Source organism: Paenarthrobacter sp. YJN-D (genome assembly GCF_015040335.1).
Taxonomy (GTDB): Bacteria; Actinomycetota; Actinomycetes; order Actinomycetales; family Micrococcaceae; genus Arthrobacter; species Arthrobacter nicotinovorans.
The window spans coordinates 3228554-3247629 of record NZ_CP053549.1 but is presented as its reverse complement, the minus strand read 5'-3'; the positions used below and the strand labels follow the sequence as shown (position 1 = coordinate 3247629).

The window sequence follows — 19076 nt, the reverse complement described above, 5'->3', positions numbered from 1 at the left end:
CTCTTATCCTAGCTAATCCCGGGGACCCGAAATTGCGCCCCCACCAGTACCGGCACGGTGCCATCCCCGGACAGCCAACGGCACGTACCAGCTGCGTCGCCAGGCCGTCACCCGGAACGCGAAAACGACACCGGCAATGACACAAGCAGTGAGCCCGCTGAAGAGCCCCAAATGCCACATCAAGGTGGTCAAGCCAGCACCCACGAAGGCAGGCAGCGCATAGATGTCGCGGTTGTTGAACAGGGTGGGGATCTCATTGGCGGTGATGTCGCGAAGCAAACCACCGCCGACGCCCGTGGTCACACCCAGCAAGATCGCAGCCACGGGGTTCATGCCGGTACTGATGGCTTTGAGCGTTCCGGTAATGCAGAACAAGGCGAGTCCGCCGGCGTCGAACAACGTCAAAAGCGAGGTGAATCGCTGGACGGAGGAGAACAGGTAGTAGACCAGCATGGCTGCGAGCAGCGGCGGCGCCAGATAGGCGGGATTCGTGAAGGCGATGGGAGGCCCGGCATTGATGACGATGTCGCGGATCACGCCGCCGCCCAAGGCAGCGATGGAGGCAAGCAGTATGGAGCCCACAAAGTCGAACTGCTTCCGGGCGGCCAACAGCGACCCGGAAACCGCGAAAAAGAACACGCCGATGAGGTCAAGCTAGAGAAGAACAATGTCAATGGAAATCAAGTGGACTGGTTCTTTCTTAACGTGCTTCACAACAGGTGCTGGCTCAACGTTACGCTAGCTCCCATGAACAGCCCCGTTTTGATCGCTTGCGCCCACGGAACCCGCAACGCTGAGGGCCAGGCGGCCATTCGCCGGGTTATGGCCGAGATCGAGGAACTCCGTCCCGGACTCCAGGTCCTGGAGGCCTACGTCGACGTCCAGGAACCCGAGTTGTCCGGCGTGGTGGAGGGCCTGCCCGAGGGGACTGCCGCCGTCGTCGTGCCACTCCTGCTGTCCACAGGCTTCCACATCAAGGTCGACGTGCCCAAGGCGATCAAGAGCCGGCCCGAAGTCGTGGCCGCCAGGCCGCTGGGCCCGGATCCCCGGCTTGCCGAACTGCTGGCCACTCATCTGCGCGCCTCGGGACTGGAAGAGAACGACGGCGTCCTGCTGGCTGCCGCGGGCTCGTCGCTGCCGGACGGATCGGTGGACTCGGAGGAGCAGGCTCGCCTGCTGGGGGAGCTGCTGCCGAACAAGGTGCGGGTCGCCTATGGTGCCAGCGCCCAGCCCAACGTGCCCGACGGCGTCGCCTCCTTGCGTGCCGAACTCGCCAACGATCCGAGCGGCTCCCACGGCAGGGTCTTCATTGCCTCCTACCTGCTGGCCACCGGCTACTTCCATGACCAATTGGCGAAGGCCGGTGCCGACGTTGTTGCGGCTCCGCTGCTGCCGTCGAAGGTTCTGGCCGAGATTGCCCTGGAACGCTACGACGCAGTGTTGGAAAGCCTCTCCTAACCTTTGTTTGCAAGGAAAACCGCCCTTCGGGGACCTGCATATCAGGCTGTCCGGAACAAGGCCGCTGGCGTGTTCGTGACGAAATGTTTCCCTAGGTGACTCAACATTTCCGGACCTTTGCTGGCGAAATCTGGCCAGACCTACAGTCGATGTATGACAGATACAGCTGTAGCCGGTGCGTCCGCTGACGCCGCAGTCCCTTCGCGCCCAGCACGCACCCGCCCGGCGGCCAAGCCCCATGGCCAGTGGAAGGTTGACGGCACCGCGCCGCTCAACGCCAACGAGACCTGGAAGCAGGAAGACAACGGCCTGAACGTCCGTGAGCGGATTGAGTCTGTCTACTCCAAGGAAGGCTTCGATTCGATCGACGGAACCGACCTGCATGGCCGTTTCCGCTGGTGGGGCCTCTACACACAGCGCAAGCCCGGGATCGACGGCGGCAAGACCGCCACCCTGGAGCCGCACGAGCTCGAAGACAAGTACTTCATGCTGCGCGTCCGCATCGATGGCGGTGCGCTCACCACCGAGCAGTTGCGCGTTATCGGCCAGATCTCCGTGGACTTCGCCCGAGGCTCCGCCGACCTCACGGACCGCCAGAACATCCAGCTGCACTGGATCCGCGTGGAGGATGTGCCGGAAATCTGGCGCCGCCTGGAGGGCATCGGCCTGTCCACTACGGAAGCCTGCGGCGACGTCCCGCGCGTCATCCTCGGCTCCCCGGTTGCGGGTATCGCCAAGGACGAGATCATCGATCCCACGCCGCTCATCCACGAACTCGCGGAGCGCTTCATCGGCGACCCCGAGCTCGCCAACCTGCCGCGTAAATACAAGACCGCCATCACGGGCCACCCGTCCCAGGACGTCGTGCACGAGATCAACGACTTCGCCCTGGTGGGCGTAGTCCACCCTGAGCTTGGCGCCGGCTACGACCTCTGGGTTGGCGGCGGCCTGTCCACCAACCCCCGCCTGGCCGAACGCCTGGGGGTGTTCGTTTCCGCCGACGTCGCCGCTGAAGTGTGGCTGGGCGTCACCAGCATCTTCCGTGACTACGGCTACCGCCGGATGCGCACCAAGGCCCGCCTGAAGTTCCTCATGAACGACTGGGGCCCGGCCAAGTTCCGCCAGATCCTCGAAGACGAATACCTTGGCTTCAAGCTTCCGGACGGCCCTGCCGCGCCCAAGCCCAACGCCCCGGGTGACCACATCGGCGTGCACGAGCAGAAGGACGGCAAGTTCTTCATCGGCGTGACCCCCACCGTGGGACGCACGTCCGGCGAGGCACTGGTGACGCTGGCCGACACCCTGGAAAAGCACGGTTCCTACCGCCTGCGCACAACTCCCCACCAGAAGCTCGTCATCCTGGACGTGGCCAAGGAGCAGGTGGAGCCGCTCATCGCTGAACTGGACACCCTGGGCCTGTCCGCCCGCCCGTCCGTGTTCCGCCGCGGCACCATTGCCTGCACGGGCATTGAGTTCTGCAAGCTGGCCATCGTCGAAACCAAGGTCACGGCAGCTACCGCCATCGCCGAGCTGGAACGCCGCTTGGCCGACCTCGTGGAGACCAAGCAGCTGCCCTCGGCACTGTCCCTCCACATCAACGGCTGCCCGAACTCCTGCGCACGTATCCAGACGGCCGACATCGGTCTGAAAGGCATGATGCTGCCAACGCCCGACGGCGACCCCACCCCGGGTTTCCAAGTCCACCTCGGTGGCGGGCTGGCGAACAACGAGCGCGAGGAAGCCGGTTTGGGACGTACCGTCCGTGGCCTCAAGGTCACGGTGGAAGACCTGCCCGATTACGTGGAGCGCGTGGTCCGCAAGTTCGTCGCCGTCGGCGCCGAGGGCCAGACCTTCGCCGAGTGGGCACACTCCGCAGATGAAGGAGACCTCCAATGACAGATCCCCAAACGCTTCCGGCCGTGCGTACCCTGCGGTCTCCGGAAGAGCTCAAGGCACTGGCCGAAGCCGGTGCCGCGGAGCTTGGCTGGAACGCCACGGCCCAGGAGGCAATCGCCTGGGTGGCACGGAACTTCGAACTGCCCGCCATCACCGTGGCGTGCTCCATGGCCGACGCCGTCCTGCCGGCCATGGTCGCGGACCAGCTTCCCGGCGTCGATGTTTTGTTCCTCGAAACCGGCTACCACTTCAAGGAAACCTACGAGACCCGCGACGAAGTAGCTGCCAACCTGCGCGTCAACGTCGTGGACGTCCTGCCGGAGAACACCGTGGAACAGCAGGACCGCTTGCTGGGCAAGGATCTGTTCGCCCGGGACGCCGCACAGTGCTGCGCGCTGCGCAAGGTCCAGCCGCTGCGCCGCTCGCTGTCCGGCTATGAGGTGTGGTTCACCGGCGTCCGTCGCGATGAAGCCCCCACCCGCACCAACACACCGGTGGTCACCTGGGATGAAGGTTTCGGCCTGGTCAAGGTGAACCCGATGGTGGACTGGTCCTTCGATCAGTTGCTGGAGTACTCCGAGGACAACATCCTCCCCGTCAACCCCCTCCTGAGCCAGGGCTACCCGTCCATCGGCTGCCAGCCCTGCACCCGCAAAGTGGCCCCGGGCGAAGACCCCCGAGCCGGCCGCTGGGCAGGTTCCGACAAGACAGAATGCGGACTACACACATGAGCACTCAAACAACCAGCGAGGACCTCGAGTTGAACCAGTTGCAGAGCGAAGCTGAAGGGGCCGCCGCGGCGTGGCGGGCATCGCGAAGCGGGCACGGCGGCCCTTCAGCTGAGCGCCTGAGCTCACTGGACACCCTCGAGTCCGAAGCAATTCACATCATCCGTGAGGTAGTTGCCGAATTCGAGAAGCCTGCGCTGCTGTTCTCCGGCGGCAAGGACTCCGTGGTTATGCTGCACCTGGCCACCAAGGCATTCTGGCCCGGCAAGGTCCCTTTCCCGGTGCTGCACGTCGATACCGGCCACAACTTTCCGGAGGTCATCGACTTCCGCGACCGCACCGTTGAGCGCCTCGGTTTGAAGCTGGTTGTCGGTTCGGTGCAGGAGTTCATCGACCGCGGCGAACTGGCTGAGCGTGCCGACGGCACCCGCAACCCGCTGCAGACCGTCCCGCTGCTGGACGCGATCCAGCGCAACAAGTTCGACGCCGTTTTCGGTGGTGGCCGTCGCGACGAGGACAAGGCCCGCGCCAAGGAGCGCATCCTGAGCCTCCGTGACGAATTCGGCCAGTGGGATCCGCGCAACCAGCGTCCCGAACTCTGGAACCTGTACAACGGCCGCCACACGGTGGGCCAGCACGTCCGTGCGTTCCCCATCAGCAACTGGACCGAGCTGGACATCTGGCGCTACATCGAGCGCGAGAACATCGAACTTCCCAGCCTGTACTACGCACACGAGCGTGAAGTCTTCGCCCGCGACGGCATGTGGCGTGCAGTGGGCGAAGTTTCCCAGCCGCTGCCCCACGAGGACGTCATCACCAAACTGGTCCGCTACCGGACCGTGGGCGACATGTCCTGCACAGGTGCGGTCGAGTCCGACGCACGCACCGTGGCCGACGTCGTAGTTGAAGTCGCTGCCTCCACCCTGACAGAACGTGGCGCCACCCGGGCAGATGACCGCATCTCCGAGGCCGCCATGGAAGACCGCAAGAAGGACGGCTACTTCTAAATGAGCACCGAAACATTGGCTGCCGGGCTGGAAACAGCCCTGCCCACAACCCTGTTCCGTTTCGCCACTGCCGGATCGGTCGACGACGGCAAGTCCACTCTGGTGGGCCGCCTCCTTCACGATTCCAAGGCGATCCTTGCCGACACGCTCGACGCCGTCGCCCGCACCTCTGCCGACCGCGGCTTCGGTGGGGAGAAGGGCGGAATCGACCTCGCCCTCCTGACAGACGGCCTGCGCGCCGAGCGTGAGCAGGGCATCACCATCGATGTGGCCTACCGGTACTTCGCAACGGACCGCCGCAGCTTTATCCTTGCCGACTGCCCCGGCCACGTTCAGTACACCAAGAACACGGTGACCGGCGCGTCCACCGCGGATGCCGTCGTCGTACTCATTGACGCCCGCAAGGGTGTGCTGGAGCAGACCCGCCGGCACCTCTCCGTGCTGCAGTTGCTGCGCGTTGCCCACGTCATTGTGGCGGTCAACAAGATCGACCTGGTGGACTTCAGCGAGCAGGTGTTCCGCGACATCGAGGCTGATGTGCAGAAGGTCGGCCGTGAGCTTGGCCTTGGTCGTGACGATTCAAATGCGGGCGGGGTGACCGATCTTTTCGTGGTTCCGGTATCCGCCCTGGATGGCGACAACGTAGTGGACCGCTCGGACCGTACCCCCTGGTACACCGGCCCTGCGCTGCTGGAGGTCCTCGAAACCCTTCCCGCCGCCGACGAGCTCGAAGCCGAACTGGAGAGCTTCCGCTTCCCGGTACAACTGGTCATCCGTCCGCAGGGGGCCTTGGCTCCTGATGCTGTGGCCGGCGGGCTCGACGTAGAGGCCTACCGCGATTACCGGGCCTACGCAGGCCAGATCACGGAAGGCTCCGTGAAGGTAGGCGATGAAGTGTCCGTCATCAGCCCCGGCCATGAACCGCGCATCACCACGGTGGTCGGCATCGACTTCGCCGGCCAGTCGCTGGAGGAAGCTGCGGCACCACAGTCTGTGGCCGTCCGCTTGGCTGACGAGATCGACATCGCCCGTGGTGACACCATCGCCGCTGCCGGGACTGTCCGCGAAAGCTCCGCCGACCTCTACGCATCGTTGGCCTGGCTGTCACCGAAGCCGCTGCGCGAAGGCCAGAAGGTCCTGGTGAAGCACGGTACGCGCACGGTCCAGGCCCTGGTCCGCAACGTCACCGGCAAGCTGGACCTGGCTACCTTCACCGTAGAGCCCACCAGCACCTTGGAACTGAACGACATCGGGCATGCCCAGCTTCGGCTCGCCGCTGCTTTGCCGTTGGAAAATTACCTGCACCACCGCCGCACCGGCGCATTCCTGGTGATCGACCCCATTGACGGCAACACGCTGGCCGCCGGTCTGGTCAAGGACCACCCGGGCGACCACGAGGACGAACGTTACGTCATTTAGGGTCATACGTAGTCACAAACCGCAGCTTGTTCGCGACCCTCACGTTGTAAGGCGTGACCGACGAACAAGCTGCGGTTTTCTTTTACCGGGGAAGGACCCATGCCACAGAACACCACACTCAGCACCCTCCTTGAGGCAGGCACAGACCTGGTCCTGGACGGAGCGCTGGCCACCGAATTGGAAGCCCACGGCTGCGATCTGGAAGATGCCCTGTGGTCTGCCAAGGTCCTGCTGGAACAGCCGCACCTGATCAAACAGGTCCACCGCGACTACTTCGACGCCGGTGCCTCCGTAGCCATCACAGCCAGCTACCAGGCGACCCCACAGGGCTTCGCGCGGCGCGGGCTTTCCGTTCCGGAGTCATTGGAACTGGTGGCATTGAGCGTCCGCTTGGCCGATGAGGCGCGACAGGAAGCCTTGGCGGGGGGTTCTGCGAATGGGCCATTGCTGGTATCCGGATCCGTTGGACCGTACGGCGCCTACCTTGCCGACGGCTCCGAGTACCGGGGCGATTACACGCTTTCCGCCGCGGAATTCCAGGATTTCCACCGGCCACGGATCGCGGCGCTGGTAGCGGCCGGCGCGGATTTCCTGGCCTGTGAGACGCTGCCGTCGTACGCCGAAGCAGAGGCGCTGTTGGCGCTCGTGGCGGAGTTCGACGTCGAAGCCTGGTTTACGTTTACGCTGCGGGACAGCGGCCACATCAGTGACGGAACGCCGCTGGAGCAGGTGGCTGCGCTGCTCAGCGCGGAACCGCGCGTGGCCGCCGTCGGCATTAACTGCGTGCCGCTGGAACTGGTGTCGGAGGCGCTGGGCAACCTTCAGCAGGCCTCCGGCAAACCACTCGTGGCGTACCCGAATTCGGGTGAGACCTACGATGCCGTGACGAAAACGTGGGGACCGTCCCAGGGTGTCCAGGGCGGCGCCACGCTGGCGGGTAACGCTGCGGACTGGCGGGATCGTGGAGCCCATCTCATAGGTGGCTGCTGCCGCACAACTCCGCGCGACATTGAAGAGCTTGCGGCGAATATGACGCCACGTGAACCTTCGTGAACCTTGGTTTCTGCGGGATTGAAGCGGAAATATGACAGTCCTTACTGTGAAGGCATGACCTCTCCGGAATGGTCCTTCCTTGCCCAACACGGGCGATGTCACGGGGCCTGATCTTCGCCCCCTTTCGCATCCCACTTCTCATAAGGACCCCCCCATGGCAAACACACCCGAGTCACAGAAACCCGATTCCGGTACCACCCGCATCGTCGCCGGTGAGACCGCACCCAAGCCCAAGCGCCGCCGCACCATCGAGATCGCCCTGGCCGTCGGCCTCGTGCTGCTGATCGGTGCAGGCGCGGCAGTGGCCTCCGCAGTTTCCAACAGCAACCAGGCTGCGCCGGCCCCCGCCACCACACCGGCGGCGGAGCTCAAGCTCGGCTACTTCAGCAACGTCACGCACGGTCCGGCCCTGGTCGGTACCAGCAAGGGCATCTTCGCCAAGAACCTCGGCGACACCAAGCTCACCACCCAGATCTTCAACGCCGGTCCCGCCGCCATCGAAGCCCTGAACGCCGGAGCCATCGACGCCACCTACATCGGCCCGAACCCGGCCATCAACTCCTTCGTCAAGAGCAACGGCGAGTCCATCAGCATCATCGCCGGCGCAGCATCCGGCGGCGCCCAGCTCGTGGTCAAGCCGGAGATCAACTCCGCAGCCGACCTCAAGGGCAAGGTCCTCAGCACGCCCCAGCTGGGCGGTACCCAGGACGTTGCACTGCGCGCCTGGTTGGGTCACCAGGGATTCAAGACCAACACGGACGGCAGCGGCGACGTCAACATCAACCCGACCGAAAACGCCCAGTCGCTGAAGCTCTTCCAGGACGGAAAGCTCGACGGCGCGTGGTTGCCTGAGCCGTGGGCCTCCCGTTTGGTCCTCGAAGCCGGAGCGAAGGTCCTGGTTGACGAGAAGGACCTCTGGGAGAACGGTGACTTCACCACCACCATCCTGATCGTGAACAAGAAGTTCGCCGCCGAACACCCGGAAACCGTCAAGGCACTCCTCAAGGGCCACGTGGAATCCGTGAACTGGCTCAACTCGGCCTCGGCTGAAGAGAAGGCCACCACCATCAACGCAGTCCTCAAGGACACGGCAGGCAAGCCACTTCCGGCGAATGTCATTGAGCGTGCTTTGAAGAACATCAAGTTCACCACTGACCCGCTCGCCGGGACGTACAAGAAGCTGCTCCAGGACGGCGTGGACGCGGGTACCACCAAGACCGCGGATATCAACGGCATCTTCGACCTCCGCACCTTGAACGAGGTTGAAGGCAAGAAGACCTCCGCCGCGGGTCTTGGCCAGGACTAAGCAGTAACGGGCTGGTCCGCTTCCCCTTGCGATTCTCATGGGGGAGCGGGCCGGCCCTTAGGCACATCAGCTCTACCAATCAACACGAAGGACGGGACCATGCCAGTCGTACTCGAGAACCTGGGCAAACGCTTCGGCGACGGCGCCCCGGTGCTGGACGACGTCAACGCCACCATCGCGCAGGGCGAGTTTGTCGCCCTCCTCGGCGCGTCCGGCTGCGGCAAGTCCACCCTGCTGAACATCATGGCGGGACTGGAGAAGCCGACGTCGGGCGCTCTTGAAGTACCCAGCGATGGTGCCGCCTTCATGTTCCAGGACGCGTCCTTGTTCCCGTGGTTGACCGCGCGGGGAAACATTGAGCTTGCGCTGCAGTTGGCCGACAAGTCCAGCACCAAGGCGGGACGTCGGGAACGTGCCAACGAACTGCTGGAACTCGTGCACTTGGGCGGCGCGGGGGACAAGCGTCCCCACGAGCTCTCCGGCGGCATGCGGCAGCGCGTGGCCTTGGCGCGTTCACTGGCACAGGACCGGCAACTGCTGCTGATGGACGAGCCTTTTGCCGCCTTGGACGCCATTACCCGGGACCTCCTCCACGATGAGCTTGAGCGCATCTGGAAGGAAACCGGCCGGACCATCGTGTTCGTGACCCACAACGTCCGTGAAGCCGTTCGCCTGGGCCAGCGCGTGCTGTTGCTTTCGTCGCGTCCGGGTCGTGTGGTGGCCGAATGGGAAGTCACCGAGGAACACCGGACCGACGCCGGCCGTGCCGGGGAGTTAACCGGTGTCATTACCCGACGCCTTCGCGAGGAGATCCGCCGCCATGCCAAGTAACCCCATCACCACCGAAGAGCGGACCCTTCCCGTGACTGAATCCAAAGAACACATCACGTCGCCGTCGCTGAAGGGCAATGCCTCGGATCTCCGCGACCTCGAAGCAGGTTTGGACAACCTCCAGTCAGACGTCGGGGGCAAGCGAGGCATCGACTGGAAGCGTGTCCTCCTGCCCGTCGTGGCGCTGGTGGTCCTCATCCTCGCCTGGCAGTTCTACGTGTCGCTGGGCCTCAAGCGCCGTGACCAGGTTCCCGGTCCTCTTGATGTGCTCAACCAGCTTGTGGTCCTGTGGAGTGAGGGCAAGGTCCAGGAATCCGTGTGGACTTCGTTGCAGCGCGGCTTGGTTGGCTTCCTGATCTCGGTCGTCGTCGCCACGCCCGTGGGCTTGCTGCTTGCCCAGGTTGCGCCTTTGCGGCGTGCCTTCGGTCCGCTGATTTCCGGTCTTCAGGTGTTGCCGTCAGTGGCCTGGGTTCCCGCCGCCATCATCTGGTTCGGTTTGACGGACGCAACCGTGTACTTTGTGGTCCTCATGGGCGCCATCCCGTCCATCATCAACGGGCTCATCTCCGGCGTCGACCAGATCCCGCCGCAGTACCGCAGCGTTGGAACCGTCCTTGGTGCGAACCGGCTCCAGATGGCGCTGCAGATCGTCCTTCCCGCGGCCCTTCCCGGGTACATCGGTGGCTTGAAGCAAGGGTGGGCCTTCTCCTGGCGCTCACTGATGGCCGCCGAAATCATTGCTGTGGGTGGCACCATCGGCTTCGGCCTGGGCTCGCTCCTTGACCAGGGACGCGCGTTGTCCGATATGGCTATCGTCATGGCCGCGATCCTGTTGATCCTATTCGTGGGCATCCTGATCGAGCTCCTGGTGTTCGGGCCGATCGAGAAGCGCCTCCTGCAGCGTAGGGGTCTGCTGGCAGGCAGCTCGCGCTAACTCCGAGAGCGTTGTTGTTCGGAACGCCCGACGGCGGCCTCCCGCCGTCGGGCGTTGACGTTAACGCGCGTTAGAGACCGGCCAGCAGCCCCTTCATGTCCTGGATCTCCCGCTCCTGCGACGTCACGATGTCGCGTCCCAGCTGGATTGCCTCCGGATATTTACCCTGAGCGATCTCGGTCTTGGCCATGGCCACCGCACCTTCATGATGAGTGATCATCTGGGTCAGGTAGAGCTTGGCCGCTTCCGTACCTTGGGCGTCCTTGAGCTTCTGGAGTTCGGCCTCGCTCAGCATGCCGTCCATACCGTGTCCTGCGTGCCCGGAGGACGCCATGACGGGCATGTTCCAGCCCTCCAGCCAGGCCGTCATCTTCTGGATTTCGGGTGCCTGGGCCGCCTTGATCTGAACGGCCAACTGCGTCACCGACGCAGGAATGTCCTTCTTGGCCAGGATCGCGTCCGACATTTCCACGGCCTGTGCGTGGTGCGGAATCATCATCTGGGCGAACATGACATCCGCCGCGTTGTGGGCTGTATCAGAGCTGCCCGCGGAGCCGTTGCCTGGTGAAGGGCTGGCCGAGGGTCCCGACATCCCGTGATCCATGCCGGGCATCGAATCGGAGCCGGGGGTCGATGCGCAGCCGGCCAGCGCGATCAGGGCCGCAAGGGCAGTCCCCGTGACAGTAAAGCGTGTTTTATTCATCAGTGAATGGTCCTTTGCCAATTCAGGCGGCTCATTGATGCCGCCAAGGGTAAGCAGATGAGTGCCCCGAGGCTTTGGGGCGTCGGGGGGACGGCAGGGTTGCCAGTCGGCGACCCTGTCCAGTGCTTACGTCCTGCTAATGCTGAGTTGCCCCGGGGTGGGGCCTGCAGGTTGATAGGACCAGGATGGCTGGGGCTCGTCATGTCCACGGACAGGGGAATCGGCGGCGACGGCGTCGCCGGGAGCCGATGCAGCGAGGGAACCCGTCTTCAGGGAAGGGGTACAAGTGGGGCCGGCGGCCTGGGAGCAGGCGCAGCTTCCCGACGTGCATTTGTCTGCTTCGGCAAGCGGAGTCTGCGAAAGGTGCTGCGAAGTGCCGTGCGCGTGGTGGGCAGCAGCGGCCGTCGGCAGCGTTGCGGCTGCGGTGAATGCGTGCGTGCTATGGGATCCGTTGACCACGTGCATCCCGAAGATGCCGGCGATGACCGCGGCCACCAGCAGCAGGAGTGAGGCCCGCCGTCGAAAAGCCGCAAAAGTCCGGTAGGACAGGCGATTGGACACGTTTACCTGTGCTCCTTCCCTTGCTCCGGACACGGCCAGTATACCCCTGGAGGGTATATGAGTCGAGTCATTCAAAGTGTGCAGCGCCTCAACCGGAACACTGCCTGACCCGGCGAATCAGGCAATCCCGAAAAGGAACACCTCGACCCTGCTGCGTCGATCTGCCGGTAGCCCTACAATCGGCGAATGGGCCTTCTAACGTTCAGCATCAACGTCACCTTGGACGGTTGCGTCGACCATCGGGAGGGCATCGCCGATGACGAAACGCACGCCCTTTTCACCCGGCTCCTGGACCAGAGCGGCGCGATGCTCTGGGGCCGCACCACGTACGAGATGATGGAAAGCTACTGGCCGCTGGTAGCCAGCGGGGAAATCGATGCCCCGCCGGCGCTGCGCGAGTGGGCCCTGACATTGGAAACCAAACCGAAGTATGTCGTGTCGGCTACCCGAAGTGATTTCCCGTGGACCAACAGCCACCACGTCACGGGCGACCTCCGAGCAGCGGTCCAGGAGCTCAAGGACAGGACTCCTGCGGGGGTGCTGGTCGGCAGCGGAAAGCTTGCCACCGAGTTGGACCGGCTGAACCTGATCGACGAGTACAAGTTCCTGCTCCATCCCTTCATCGCCGGCCATGGCCCCACTTTGTATCACGAGGGACTGCCCGCCACCCGGCGCCTGGAGCTGGTCTCGGCGGAGCCTTTGAGCAACGGCACGGTCGCCATGCATTACCGCCGTGCTGATTGAGGAATGAGCAGGCGCCGGCCAGCGTTGTTCCGGACATGCACAACAAACGGATCGGTTTCCTGTCCTTTGGCCATTGGGCCCGCGTCCCCGGCTCCTTGGTTCCCACTGCCGGTGAGGCCCTGAAGCAAGCGATCGAACTGGCCGTCGCCGCGGAGGAAGCGGGCATCGACGGTGCGTTCTTCCGTGTGCACCACTTTGCGCGCCAGCAGGCCTCGCCGTTCCCCCTTCTTGCAGCCATCGCAGCTCGGACCAGCCGTATCGAGATGGGCACCGGCGTGATCGACATGCGCTACGAAAACCCGCTCTACATGGCCGAAGAAGCTGCCGCCACGGACCTCATCAGCGACGGCAGGCTGCAGCTCGGCGTGAGCCGTGGTTCACCCGAGCCTGCCCGGAACGGTGCCGCGAACTTCGGCTATGTCCCCGCCGATGGTGAAGACGGCGGCGACATGGCCCGGCGTCACACAGCATTGTTCCGCAAAGCAATCGCCGGTCACGGCGTGGCCGAAGCCGATCCGCACTACTCCGGAGGTGCGACAGGTTTGCTTCCCATCCAGCCCCAGTCGCCGGGCCTTCCGCAGCGGATCTGGTGGGGAGCCGGCACCCGAAAAACAGCTGTGTGGGCTGCCGAGCAGGGCATGAACCTGATGAGTTCAACACTCCTTACTGAAGACACCGGCGTGCCCTTCGATGAATTGCAGGCAGAACAGATCCGGATGTTCCGCGAAGCCTGGGCCGTTGCAGGTCATGATTTTGAGCCCAGGGTCTCGGTGAGCCGCAGTGTTATCCCGATCGTCGATGCTGAGGACAACCGCTACTTCGGCCTCCGCGCCCAGGCGGACAGCCAGGACCAGGTAGGGATCCTCGATGGGGCCTTGTCCAGGTTCGGCAAGAGCTACATCGGGGAGCCGGACGCGCTTGCGGACGAACTGGCCAATGACGCAGCTGTCCAGGCTGCGGACACCGTCCTGCTGACGGTACCCAACCAGCTGGGAGTGGAATACAACGCCAAGCTGCTGGGGAATGTGGCCAAACACATAGCGCCGGCGTTCGGATGGCAGGCCAACCACGTAGTGTGAACCGGACGGCCCCTAAAGGCCGGTAGTGTTGCTCGCTGTGCGCGGTTGCCGTGCACCCCAGGAGCACTTGTGCGCCACGTCAACGACGACGGGACGCACCCAGGCATTAGAGGTTTCCCATGGACATTCAGAATCTCCTCGAAGACATCGTCGGCGCAGTCCAACCGCACGTTGGCCAAGGGAAGGTGGCCGACTACATTCCACAGCTGGGATCCGTAGACCCGGACCAGTTCGGGATCTCGGTGGTTACCCGGGAAGGCGAGGTGTTCTCGGCCGGGGATGCCCATGTGGAGTTCTCCATTCAAAGCATCTCCAAAGTCTTCGCCCTCGCCTTGGTTCTGGCTTCCGACGGCGACCGTATCTGGAAGCGCGTCTTCCGCGAACCCTCGGGCAACCCCTTCAACTCGCTGGTCCAGTTGGAAAGCGAGGAAGGCATTCCCCGGAATCCGTTCATCAATGCCGGTGCGATCGTCGTGACGGACCGGCTCCTGAGCCTGACAGGCGACGCTGCGCACGCTGTCCGGGAATTGATGCGCCAGGAAACCGGAAATACGGGCCTCGATACGGATCAGGTCGTGGCGTCGTCCGAACTGGGCAAAGGGCACCGCAATGCCTCCTTGGCCCACTTCCTGGCCAGCTGCGGCAACTTGGAGAACCCGGTGGATGATGTCCTGGACTCCTACGCCAAGCAGTGCGCCTTGGCCATGACCTGCGAAGACCTGGCGCTGGCGACCCGGTTCCTCGCTTCGAACGGTCTGGGAGCCGACGGAACCCTGGTGCTGTCACCGGCGCAAACCAAGAGAATCAACGCCGTGATGCTCACCTGCGGAACGTACGACGCCGCCGGGGAGTTCGCGTACCGGGTGGGCCTGCCCGGGAAGAGCGGGGTTGGTGGCGGAATCGTGGCCGTGGTTCCGAACAAGTGCGCCATCAGCGTGTGGAGCCCTGGGCTGGGGCGTTCCGGCAATTCCGTGGCAGGTGTGGCCGCGTTGGACGAGTTCACCACGCGCACCGGGTGGTCCGTCTTCTAGCCCGCCGGATCCCGGGGCCCTTTGCAGACTTTTTGTGACGTTGGATTACCCAGCGTTACCGGTTGTTTCCGAGCCTTTGAAGCATATTACGGCGCCGCCCTACAGTTTTTTCATGGCAATACAGGACATTTACCCCACCGCGCTGAGGCTGCTCGGCCGCCCGGTGCTGGTCGTGGGCGGCGGCCCCGTCGCGGAACGCCGCGCCAAGGGGCTGCTCGACGCCGGTGCGAAAGTCACCGTGGTCGCTCCCATTGCCACTGAAACACTTCAAAGCCTCGACGCTTCGGGACTCCTCTCCTGGGAAGCGCGCGAATACCGCACGTCAGACCTCGACGGCGTCTGGTTCGTCCAGACGGCGACCGGCACTTCCGCCGTGGACACCCAGGTGGCAGCCGACGCCGAGGCGCAGCGCATCTGGTGCGTCAACGCCTCCGACCACGAAGCTTCAGCCGCGTGGACGCCTGCCGTGGCCGTGGTGGACGACGTCAAGATTGCCATCAACGCCGGAGGAGACCCACGCCGCGCCATGGCACTGCGCAACGCCGTGGCCACAGCCCTTGAAACAGGTGACCTCCCGCTTCGCAGGCACCGCAAGCCGGGAGCAGGCGGCTCTGTGGCTCTGGTCGGTGGCGGTCCGGGCGACTCGGGACTCATCACCGTCCGCGGCAGGCGCCTGCTGGGCCAGGCCGACGTCGTTGTTGCCGACCGTCTTGGTCCCCGCGAGCTGCTCAAAGAGCTCGCGCCCGACGTCCGCGTGATCGAGGTCGGCAAGACGCCAGGCCACCATCCCGTGCCGCAGCTCGAGATCAACCGCATCCTCGTGGATGAAGCCCTGAAAGGCAATCGTGTGGTCCGCCTGAAAGGCGGCGACCCCTACGTCCTGGGGCGCGGTGGCGAGGAAGCAGAATTTTGCCGGCAGAACGGCGTCGAGGTTGAAGTGGTGTCCGGCGTGACGTCCGCGATCTCGGTTCCGGCAGCCGCCGGCATCCCGGTGACCCACCGCGGCCTGGCGAAGGGCTTCAGCGTGGTCACCGGCCACGAGGAGCTGTCCGAAGTTCCCGCACGGCCCGATCACACTGTGGTGTTGCTCATGGGAGTGGCGCAATTGCGCGATTCCGCGGCTGCCCTGGCAGGCTCGGGTCTGCCTTTGGACACTCCAGTGGGTATCGTAGAGAACGGGTATTTGCCGGACCAGCGCGTCACCATCGGCACTTTGGGAAGCATTGCGGACCAGGCGGAAGCCGTGGGTGTGGCCAATCCAGCGGTCATCGTGATCGGCGACGTCGTCCGGGTCAGCCCCTTTGCGCCCCAGCATTTCAAGACCGCCGACTACAGCACCATCACCCCCAACCGTCCCCGCGTCCGCAGTAACTGAGAAGAAGAAGGAACACAGCCGTGTCAATTAGCACCCCCGTAGGTTCTGCGGACCGTCCGCTCCGCGTCGCCGTCATCGGCTCCGGCCCCGCCGGCGTGTACGCAGCTGACATCCTGACCAAGAGCGAGGCCGTCAAGAGCGGCGAACTCAACGTCAGCATCGACCTCTTCGACCGCTACCCGGCCCCCTACGGCCTGATCCGTTACGGCGTTGCTCCGGACCACCCCCGCATCAAGGGCATCGTCAACGCCCTGCACAAGGTGCTGGACCGCGGCGACATCCGCTTCTTCGGCAACGTCGATTACGGCACGGACATCTCCATCGAGGACCTCCGCAAGCACTACGACGCCATCATCTTCGCCACCGGTGCCATCAAGGATGCCGACCTGAACATCCCGGGCATCGAGCTTGAGGGTTCCTTCGGCGGCGCGGACTTCGTGTCCTGGTACGACGGCCACCCGGACGTTTCCCGCGAATGGCCCCTGGACGCCAAGGAAATCGCCGTCCTGGGCAACGGCAACGTGGCCCTGGACGTGGCACGTGTCCTGTCCAAGCACGCTGATGACCTCCTGGTCACCGAGATCCCGGACAACGTCTACGCCGGCCTGAAGAATTCCCCGGTCACGGACGTCCACGTCTTCGGCCGCCGTGGCCCGGCCCAGGTCAAGTTCACCCCGCTGGAACTCCGCGAGCTTTCGCACTCCAAGGACGTCGACATCATCCTCTACGCCGAGGACTTCGAGTTCGACGAAGAGTCCGACCGCCAGATCCAGACGAACAACCAGACCAAAACCATGGTCGGCACGCTCACCAACTGGATCGCCGAGCAGCCCGAGGACCTGTCCGAGCTGAAGGCTTCCCGCCGCCTGCACCTGCACTTCCTGCACAGCCCGGTGGAGATCGTTGACTCCGCGGAGACTCCGGGCAAGGTTGCCGGCATCAAGTTCGAGCGCACCGAGCTGGACGGCACGGGCAACGCCCGCGGCACCGGCGAGTTCATCGACTACCCGGTCCAGGCCGTGTACCGCGCCATCGGCTACTTCGGTTCGGCGCTGCCGGACGTCGAGTTCGACCACAAGAAGGGCGTCGTGACCAACGACGGCGGCCGCGTCCTGGACGCCGACGGCCAGCACGTTCCTGGCCTCTACGCGACCGGCTGGATCAAGCGTGGTCCCGTCGGCCTCATCGGCCACACCAAGGGCGATGCCCTGGAAACCGTCACCTACCTGCTGGAGGACCGCGAAAACCTGCCGCTGGCTGAGGTCCCCGCGGCAGACGCCGTCGTAGATCTGCTGGATGCCCGCGGCGTGAAGTTCACCAGCTGGGAAGGCTGGCTGGCACTGGATGCCCACGAGCTCGCCCTCGGCGCAGCAGCCACCGAAGCCGGCGGCTCCCACGGCGTTGAAGTCAAGCGTGAGCGCATCAAGGTTGTGCCGCGTGAGGACATGGTCGACATCTCCCGCGATGGAGTCTCGGCACAGGTCTAAGACCAACGCGGGGTCACTTAGGGCCCATTCGGAGCTTCCGGATGGGCCCTAAGTGACCCCGCGTTGTTTTAAGGTGGGGGTATGGACGTCGTCGTCATTGAAACGCCCCAGCTGGGGGACCGGAGCTACCTTGTCCACGACGGTGCCGTCGCCCTGGTGATCGACCCGCAACGGGACATCGACCGGGTGGAAGCGGCAGCCGCCGACGCCGGCGTCCGGATCACCCATGTGGCCGAGACCCACCTTCACAACGACTACGTCACTGGCGGCCTCGTCCTGGCTGAAGCGCACGGAGCCGAGTACTGGGTGAACGCTGCGGACGAGGTGTCATTTGCGCGCGTCCCCGTCTCCGACGGCCAGGTTCTCCGCGTCGGCCGGCTGTTGGTGAAAGTGGTTGCCACTCCCGGGCACACCCACACGCACCTCTCATACGTGGTCCGCGATGACGCGCCCGACGGCGGTCCGGAGGCTGTGTTTTCAGGCGGCAGCTTGCTCTACGGTTCCGTTGGGCGGACGGACCTGGTGTCACCCCACGACACCGCCAAGCTGGCCCACAAACAGTATTCTTCGGTCCGTCGGCTGGTGGACGCGGCACCCCCGGACGCGGCACTCTACCCAACCCACGGATTCGGCTCGTTTTGTTCCAGCGGATCCGCGAGCTACCAGGATTCATCGACGATCGGCGAGCAAGCCCGGACCAACCATGCCTTGACGGACCCCCATGAAGACCACTTCGTCTCAGAGTTACTGGCGAACATTACGGCATACCCTGCGTACTACGCCCACATGAGTCCCCTCAACGCGGCCGGTGTTGGTCCGGCGGAGCTGGAGGTGCCGGACCCCGTGGATGCCACGGAATTGGACAGGCGGCTCAAGGCGGGGGAGTGGGTAGTGGATCTGCGCAACCGCGTGGCTTTCGCGGAGAGCCATCTGCACGGCAGCGTGAGCTTCGAGTACGGAAAGGGGGACAACTTCACCAGCTACCTCGGCTGGGTGATCCCGTGGAACCAACCGCTCACGTTGTTGGGACCGCGCGACGAGGTGGAGAAAGCGATCCGGGACCTGGCGAGGATAGGCATCGAAAGGCCGGATGCCGCCGTCGGGCCTGACGGCGGAGCCGTGGACATAGGTGCCTTGGCGCCGGAGTCTCCACAGGCGAGCTACCCGCACGGTGACTGGGCTGCACTCCTCAAGAGCAGGGAACCGGAGGACATGGTGTTGGATGTGCGCCGACCGGAGGAATTCGTGGCGTCCCACATCCAAGGTGCCCTGAACGTTCCTGTCTACGAGCTCCTCGGCAGGATCACCGAGCTGCCGGACGCCAGGATCTGGGTGCACTGTGCCACGGGATACCGCGCCAGTGTTGCTGCCAGCCTGCTGGACCGGGCCGGCCGTGACGTGGTGCTGATCAACGCAAGGTTCAGGGACGCGGCCGGGGCAGGGATCGAGACCACGCCGTAATTG

Annotated in this window: 18 protein-coding genes; 15 read left to right on the top strand and 3 right to left on the bottom strand. The window is 64.4% G+C overall.

The window, feature by feature from the left end; all coding sequences use genetic code 11:
- Positions 1 to 12: 12 nt before the first annotated feature.
- Complete coding sequence (locus tag HMI60_RS15050) at positions 13 to 645, bottom strand: trimeric intracellular cation channel family protein (protein ID WP_193591195.1); 633 nt, start codon at positions 643 to 645, stop codon at positions 13 to 15.
- Between the two features lie 39 nt (positions 646 to 684).
- Between HMI60_RS15050 and HMI60_RS15045 the strand changes: the two genes are divergently transcribed.
- From HMI60_RS15045 to HMI60_RS15005, 9 genes are all read left to right on the top strand, one after another.
- Positions 685 to 1458 carry a sirohydrochlorin chelatase gene (locus HMI60_RS15045; protein ID WP_018776832.1) on the top strand — a complete coding sequence of 258 codons (774 nt, stop codon included), beginning with the start codon at positions 685 to 687 and terminating at the stop codon, positions 1456 to 1458.
- Positions 1459 to 1611: 153 nt separating this feature from the next.
- Positions 1612 to 3354 (top strand): nitrite/sulfite reductase, encoded by a 1743-nt coding sequence (locus HMI60_RS15040; protein ID WP_039242596.1) that lies wholly within the window; start codon positions 1612 to 1614, stop codon positions 3352 to 3354.
- Positions 3351 to 4085: a phosphoadenylyl-sulfate reductase gene (locus HMI60_RS15035; protein ID WP_052247260.1), complete on the top strand. Its 735-nt coding sequence runs from the start codon at positions 3351 to 3353 to the stop codon at positions 4083 to 4085. Before HMI60_RS15040 ends, HMI60_RS15035 begins: the two co-directional genes overlap by 4 nt.
- On the top strand, positions 4082 to 5089 hold the full coding sequence (cysD, locus tag HMI60_RS15030; protein ID WP_018776829.1) for a sulfate adenylyltransferase subunit CysD: 1008 nt from the start codon (positions 4082 to 4084) through the stop codon (positions 5087 to 5089). Before HMI60_RS15035 ends, cysD begins: the two co-directional genes overlap by 4 nt.
- A complete protein-coding gene (locus HMI60_RS15025) occupies positions 5090 to 6508 on the top strand; it encodes a sulfate adenylyltransferase subunit 1 (protein WP_018776828.1) in 1419 nt (472 codons plus the stop codon).
- Between the two features lie 99 nt (positions 6509 to 6607).
- Positions 6608 to 7561 carry a homocysteine S-methyltransferase gene (gene mmuM, locus HMI60_RS15020; RefSeq protein ID WP_193589883.1) on the top strand — a complete coding sequence of 318 codons (954 nt, stop codon included), beginning with the start codon at positions 6608 to 6610 and terminating at the stop codon, positions 7559 to 7561.
- A 154-nt stretch (positions 7562 to 7715) separates the two neighbouring features.
- On the top strand, positions 7716 to 8867 hold the full coding sequence (locus tag HMI60_RS15015; RefSeq protein ID WP_193589882.1) for an ABC transporter substrate-binding protein: 1152 nt from the start codon (positions 7716 to 7718) through the stop codon (positions 8865 to 8867).
- 99 nt (positions 8868 to 8966) lie between these two features.
- Entirely contained in the window at positions 8967 to 9698 is a 732-nt protein-coding gene (locus tag HMI60_RS15010) for an ABC transporter ATP-binding protein (protein WP_018776825.1), read from the top strand.
- Positions 9688 to 10632: an ABC transporter permease gene (locus tag HMI60_RS15005; RefSeq protein ID WP_018776824.1), complete on the top strand. Its 945-nt coding sequence runs from the start codon at positions 9688 to 9690 to the stop codon at positions 10630 to 10632. Before HMI60_RS15010 ends, HMI60_RS15005 begins: the two co-directional genes overlap by 11 nt.
- Before the next feature lie 70 nt (positions 10633 to 10702).
- Here HMI60_RS15005 and HMI60_RS15000 read toward each other — a convergent pair whose 3' ends face one another.
- Both HMI60_RS15000 and HMI60_RS14995 read right to left on the bottom strand, forming a co-directional pair.
- The gene (locus HMI60_RS15000) at positions 10703 to 11335 is read right to left on the bottom strand and encodes a DUF305 domain-containing protein (protein ID WP_110503785.1); all 633 of its coding nucleotides are present in this window, start codon (positions 11333 to 11335) and stop codon (positions 10703 to 10705) included.
- Positions 11336 to 11461: 126 nt separating this feature from the next.
- Positions 11462 to 11896, bottom strand: a complete 435-nt coding sequence (locus HMI60_RS14995) for a hypothetical protein (RefSeq protein ID WP_110503786.1) — start codon at positions 11894 to 11896, stop codon at positions 11462 to 11464.
- A 186-nt stretch (positions 11897 to 12082) separates the two neighbouring features.
- Here HMI60_RS14995 and HMI60_RS14990 point away from each other — a divergent pair, with 186 nt between their 5' ends.
- The 6 genes from HMI60_RS14990 to HMI60_RS14965 all read left to right on the top strand — a co-directional run bounded on the left by HMI60_RS14990 (position 12083) and on the right by HMI60_RS14965 (position 19073).
- Positions 12083 to 12640 (top strand): dihydrofolate reductase family protein, encoded by a 558-nt coding sequence (locus HMI60_RS14990; RefSeq protein ID WP_110503787.1) that lies wholly within the window; start codon positions 12083 to 12085, stop codon positions 12638 to 12640.
- A gap of 35 nt (positions 12641 to 12675) precedes the next feature.
- Positions 12676 to 13719 carry an LLM class flavin-dependent oxidoreductase gene (locus HMI60_RS14985; RefSeq protein WP_193589881.1) on the top strand — a complete coding sequence of 348 codons (1044 nt, stop codon included), beginning with the start codon at positions 12676 to 12678 and terminating at the stop codon, positions 13717 to 13719.
- 119 nt (positions 13720 to 13838) lie between these two features.
- Positions 13839 to 14750, top strand: a complete 912-nt coding sequence (locus HMI60_RS14980; protein ID WP_055971492.1) for a glutaminase — start codon at positions 13839 to 13841, stop codon at positions 14748 to 14750.
- 112 nt (positions 14751 to 14862) lie between these two features.
- A complete protein-coding gene (gene cobA, locus HMI60_RS14975) occupies positions 14863 to 16125 on the top strand; it encodes a uroporphyrinogen-III C-methyltransferase (RefSeq protein ID WP_110503789.1) in 1263 nt (420 codons plus the stop codon).
- A 20-nt stretch (positions 16126 to 16145) separates the two neighbouring features.
- Positions 16146 to 17612: an FAD-dependent oxidoreductase gene (locus HMI60_RS14970; protein ID WP_018776814.1), complete on the top strand. Its 1467-nt coding sequence runs from the start codon at positions 16146 to 16148 to the stop codon at positions 17610 to 17612.
- An 81-nt stretch (positions 17613 to 17693) separates the two neighbouring features.
- Positions 17694 to 19073, top strand: coding sequence for a rhodanese-like domain-containing protein (locus HMI60_RS14965; RefSeq protein ID WP_193589880.1), 1380 nt, complete (start codon positions 17694 to 17696; stop codon positions 19071 to 19073).
- The last annotated feature ends 3 nt before the right edge of the window (positions 19074 to 19076 follow it).

What these genes read in the sequence shown, in the direction of transcription:
- HMI60_RS14980 (WP_055971492.1), top strand. Translation starts at nt 13,839, where the DNA reads ATGGACATTCAGAATCTCCTCGAAGACATCGTCGGCGCAGTCCAACCG.
- HMI60_RS14985 (WP_193589881.1), top strand. Translation starts at nt 12,676, where the DNA reads ATGCACAACAAACGGATCGGTTTCCTGTCCTTTGGCCATTGGGCCCGC.
- cobA (WP_110503789.1), top strand. Translation starts at nt 14,863, where the DNA reads ATGGCAATACAGGACATTTACCCCACCGCGCTGAGGCTGCTCGGCCGC.
- HMI60_RS15025 (WP_018776828.1), top strand. Translation starts at nt 5,090, where the DNA reads ATGAGCACCGAAACATTGGCTGCCGGGCTGGAAACAGCCCTGCCCACA.
- HMI60_RS15015 (WP_193589882.1), top strand. Translation starts at nt 7,716, where the DNA reads ATGGCAAACACACCCGAGTCACAGAAACCCGATTCCGGTACCACCCGC.
- HMI60_RS15000 (WP_110503785.1), bottom strand. Translation starts at nt 11,335, where the DNA reads ATGAATAAAACACGCTTTACTGTCACGGGGACTGCCCTTGCGGCCCTG.
- cysD (WP_018776829.1), top strand. Translation starts at nt 4,082, where the DNA reads ATGAGCACTCAAACAACCAGCGAGGACCTCGAGTTGAACCAGTTGCAG.
- HMI60_RS14965 (WP_193589880.1), top strand. Translation starts at nt 17,694, where the DNA reads ATGGACGTCGTCGTCATTGAAACGCCCCAGCTGGGGGACCGGAGCTAC.
- HMI60_RS15040 (WP_039242596.1), top strand. Translation starts at nt 1,612, where the DNA reads ATGACAGATACAGCTGTAGCCGGTGCGTCCGCTGACGCCGCAGTCCCT.
- HMI60_RS14990 (WP_110503787.1), top strand. Translation starts at nt 12,083, where the DNA reads ATGGGCCTTCTAACGTTCAGCATCAACGTCACCTTGGACGGTTGCGTC.
- HMI60_RS15035 (WP_052247260.1), top strand. Translation starts at nt 3,351, where the DNA reads ATGACAGATCCCCAAACGCTTCCGGCCGTGCGTACCCTGCGGTCTCCG.
- mmuM (WP_193589883.1), top strand. Translation starts at nt 6,608, where the DNA reads ATGCCACAGAACACCACACTCAGCACCCTCCTTGAGGCAGGCACAGAC.
- HMI60_RS15010 (WP_018776825.1), top strand. Translation starts at nt 8,967, where the DNA reads ATGCCAGTCGTACTCGAGAACCTGGGCAAACGCTTCGGCGACGGCGCC.
- HMI60_RS15005 (WP_018776824.1), top strand. Translation starts at nt 9,688, where the DNA reads ATGCCAAGTAACCCCATCACCACCGAAGAGCGGACCCTTCCCGTGACT.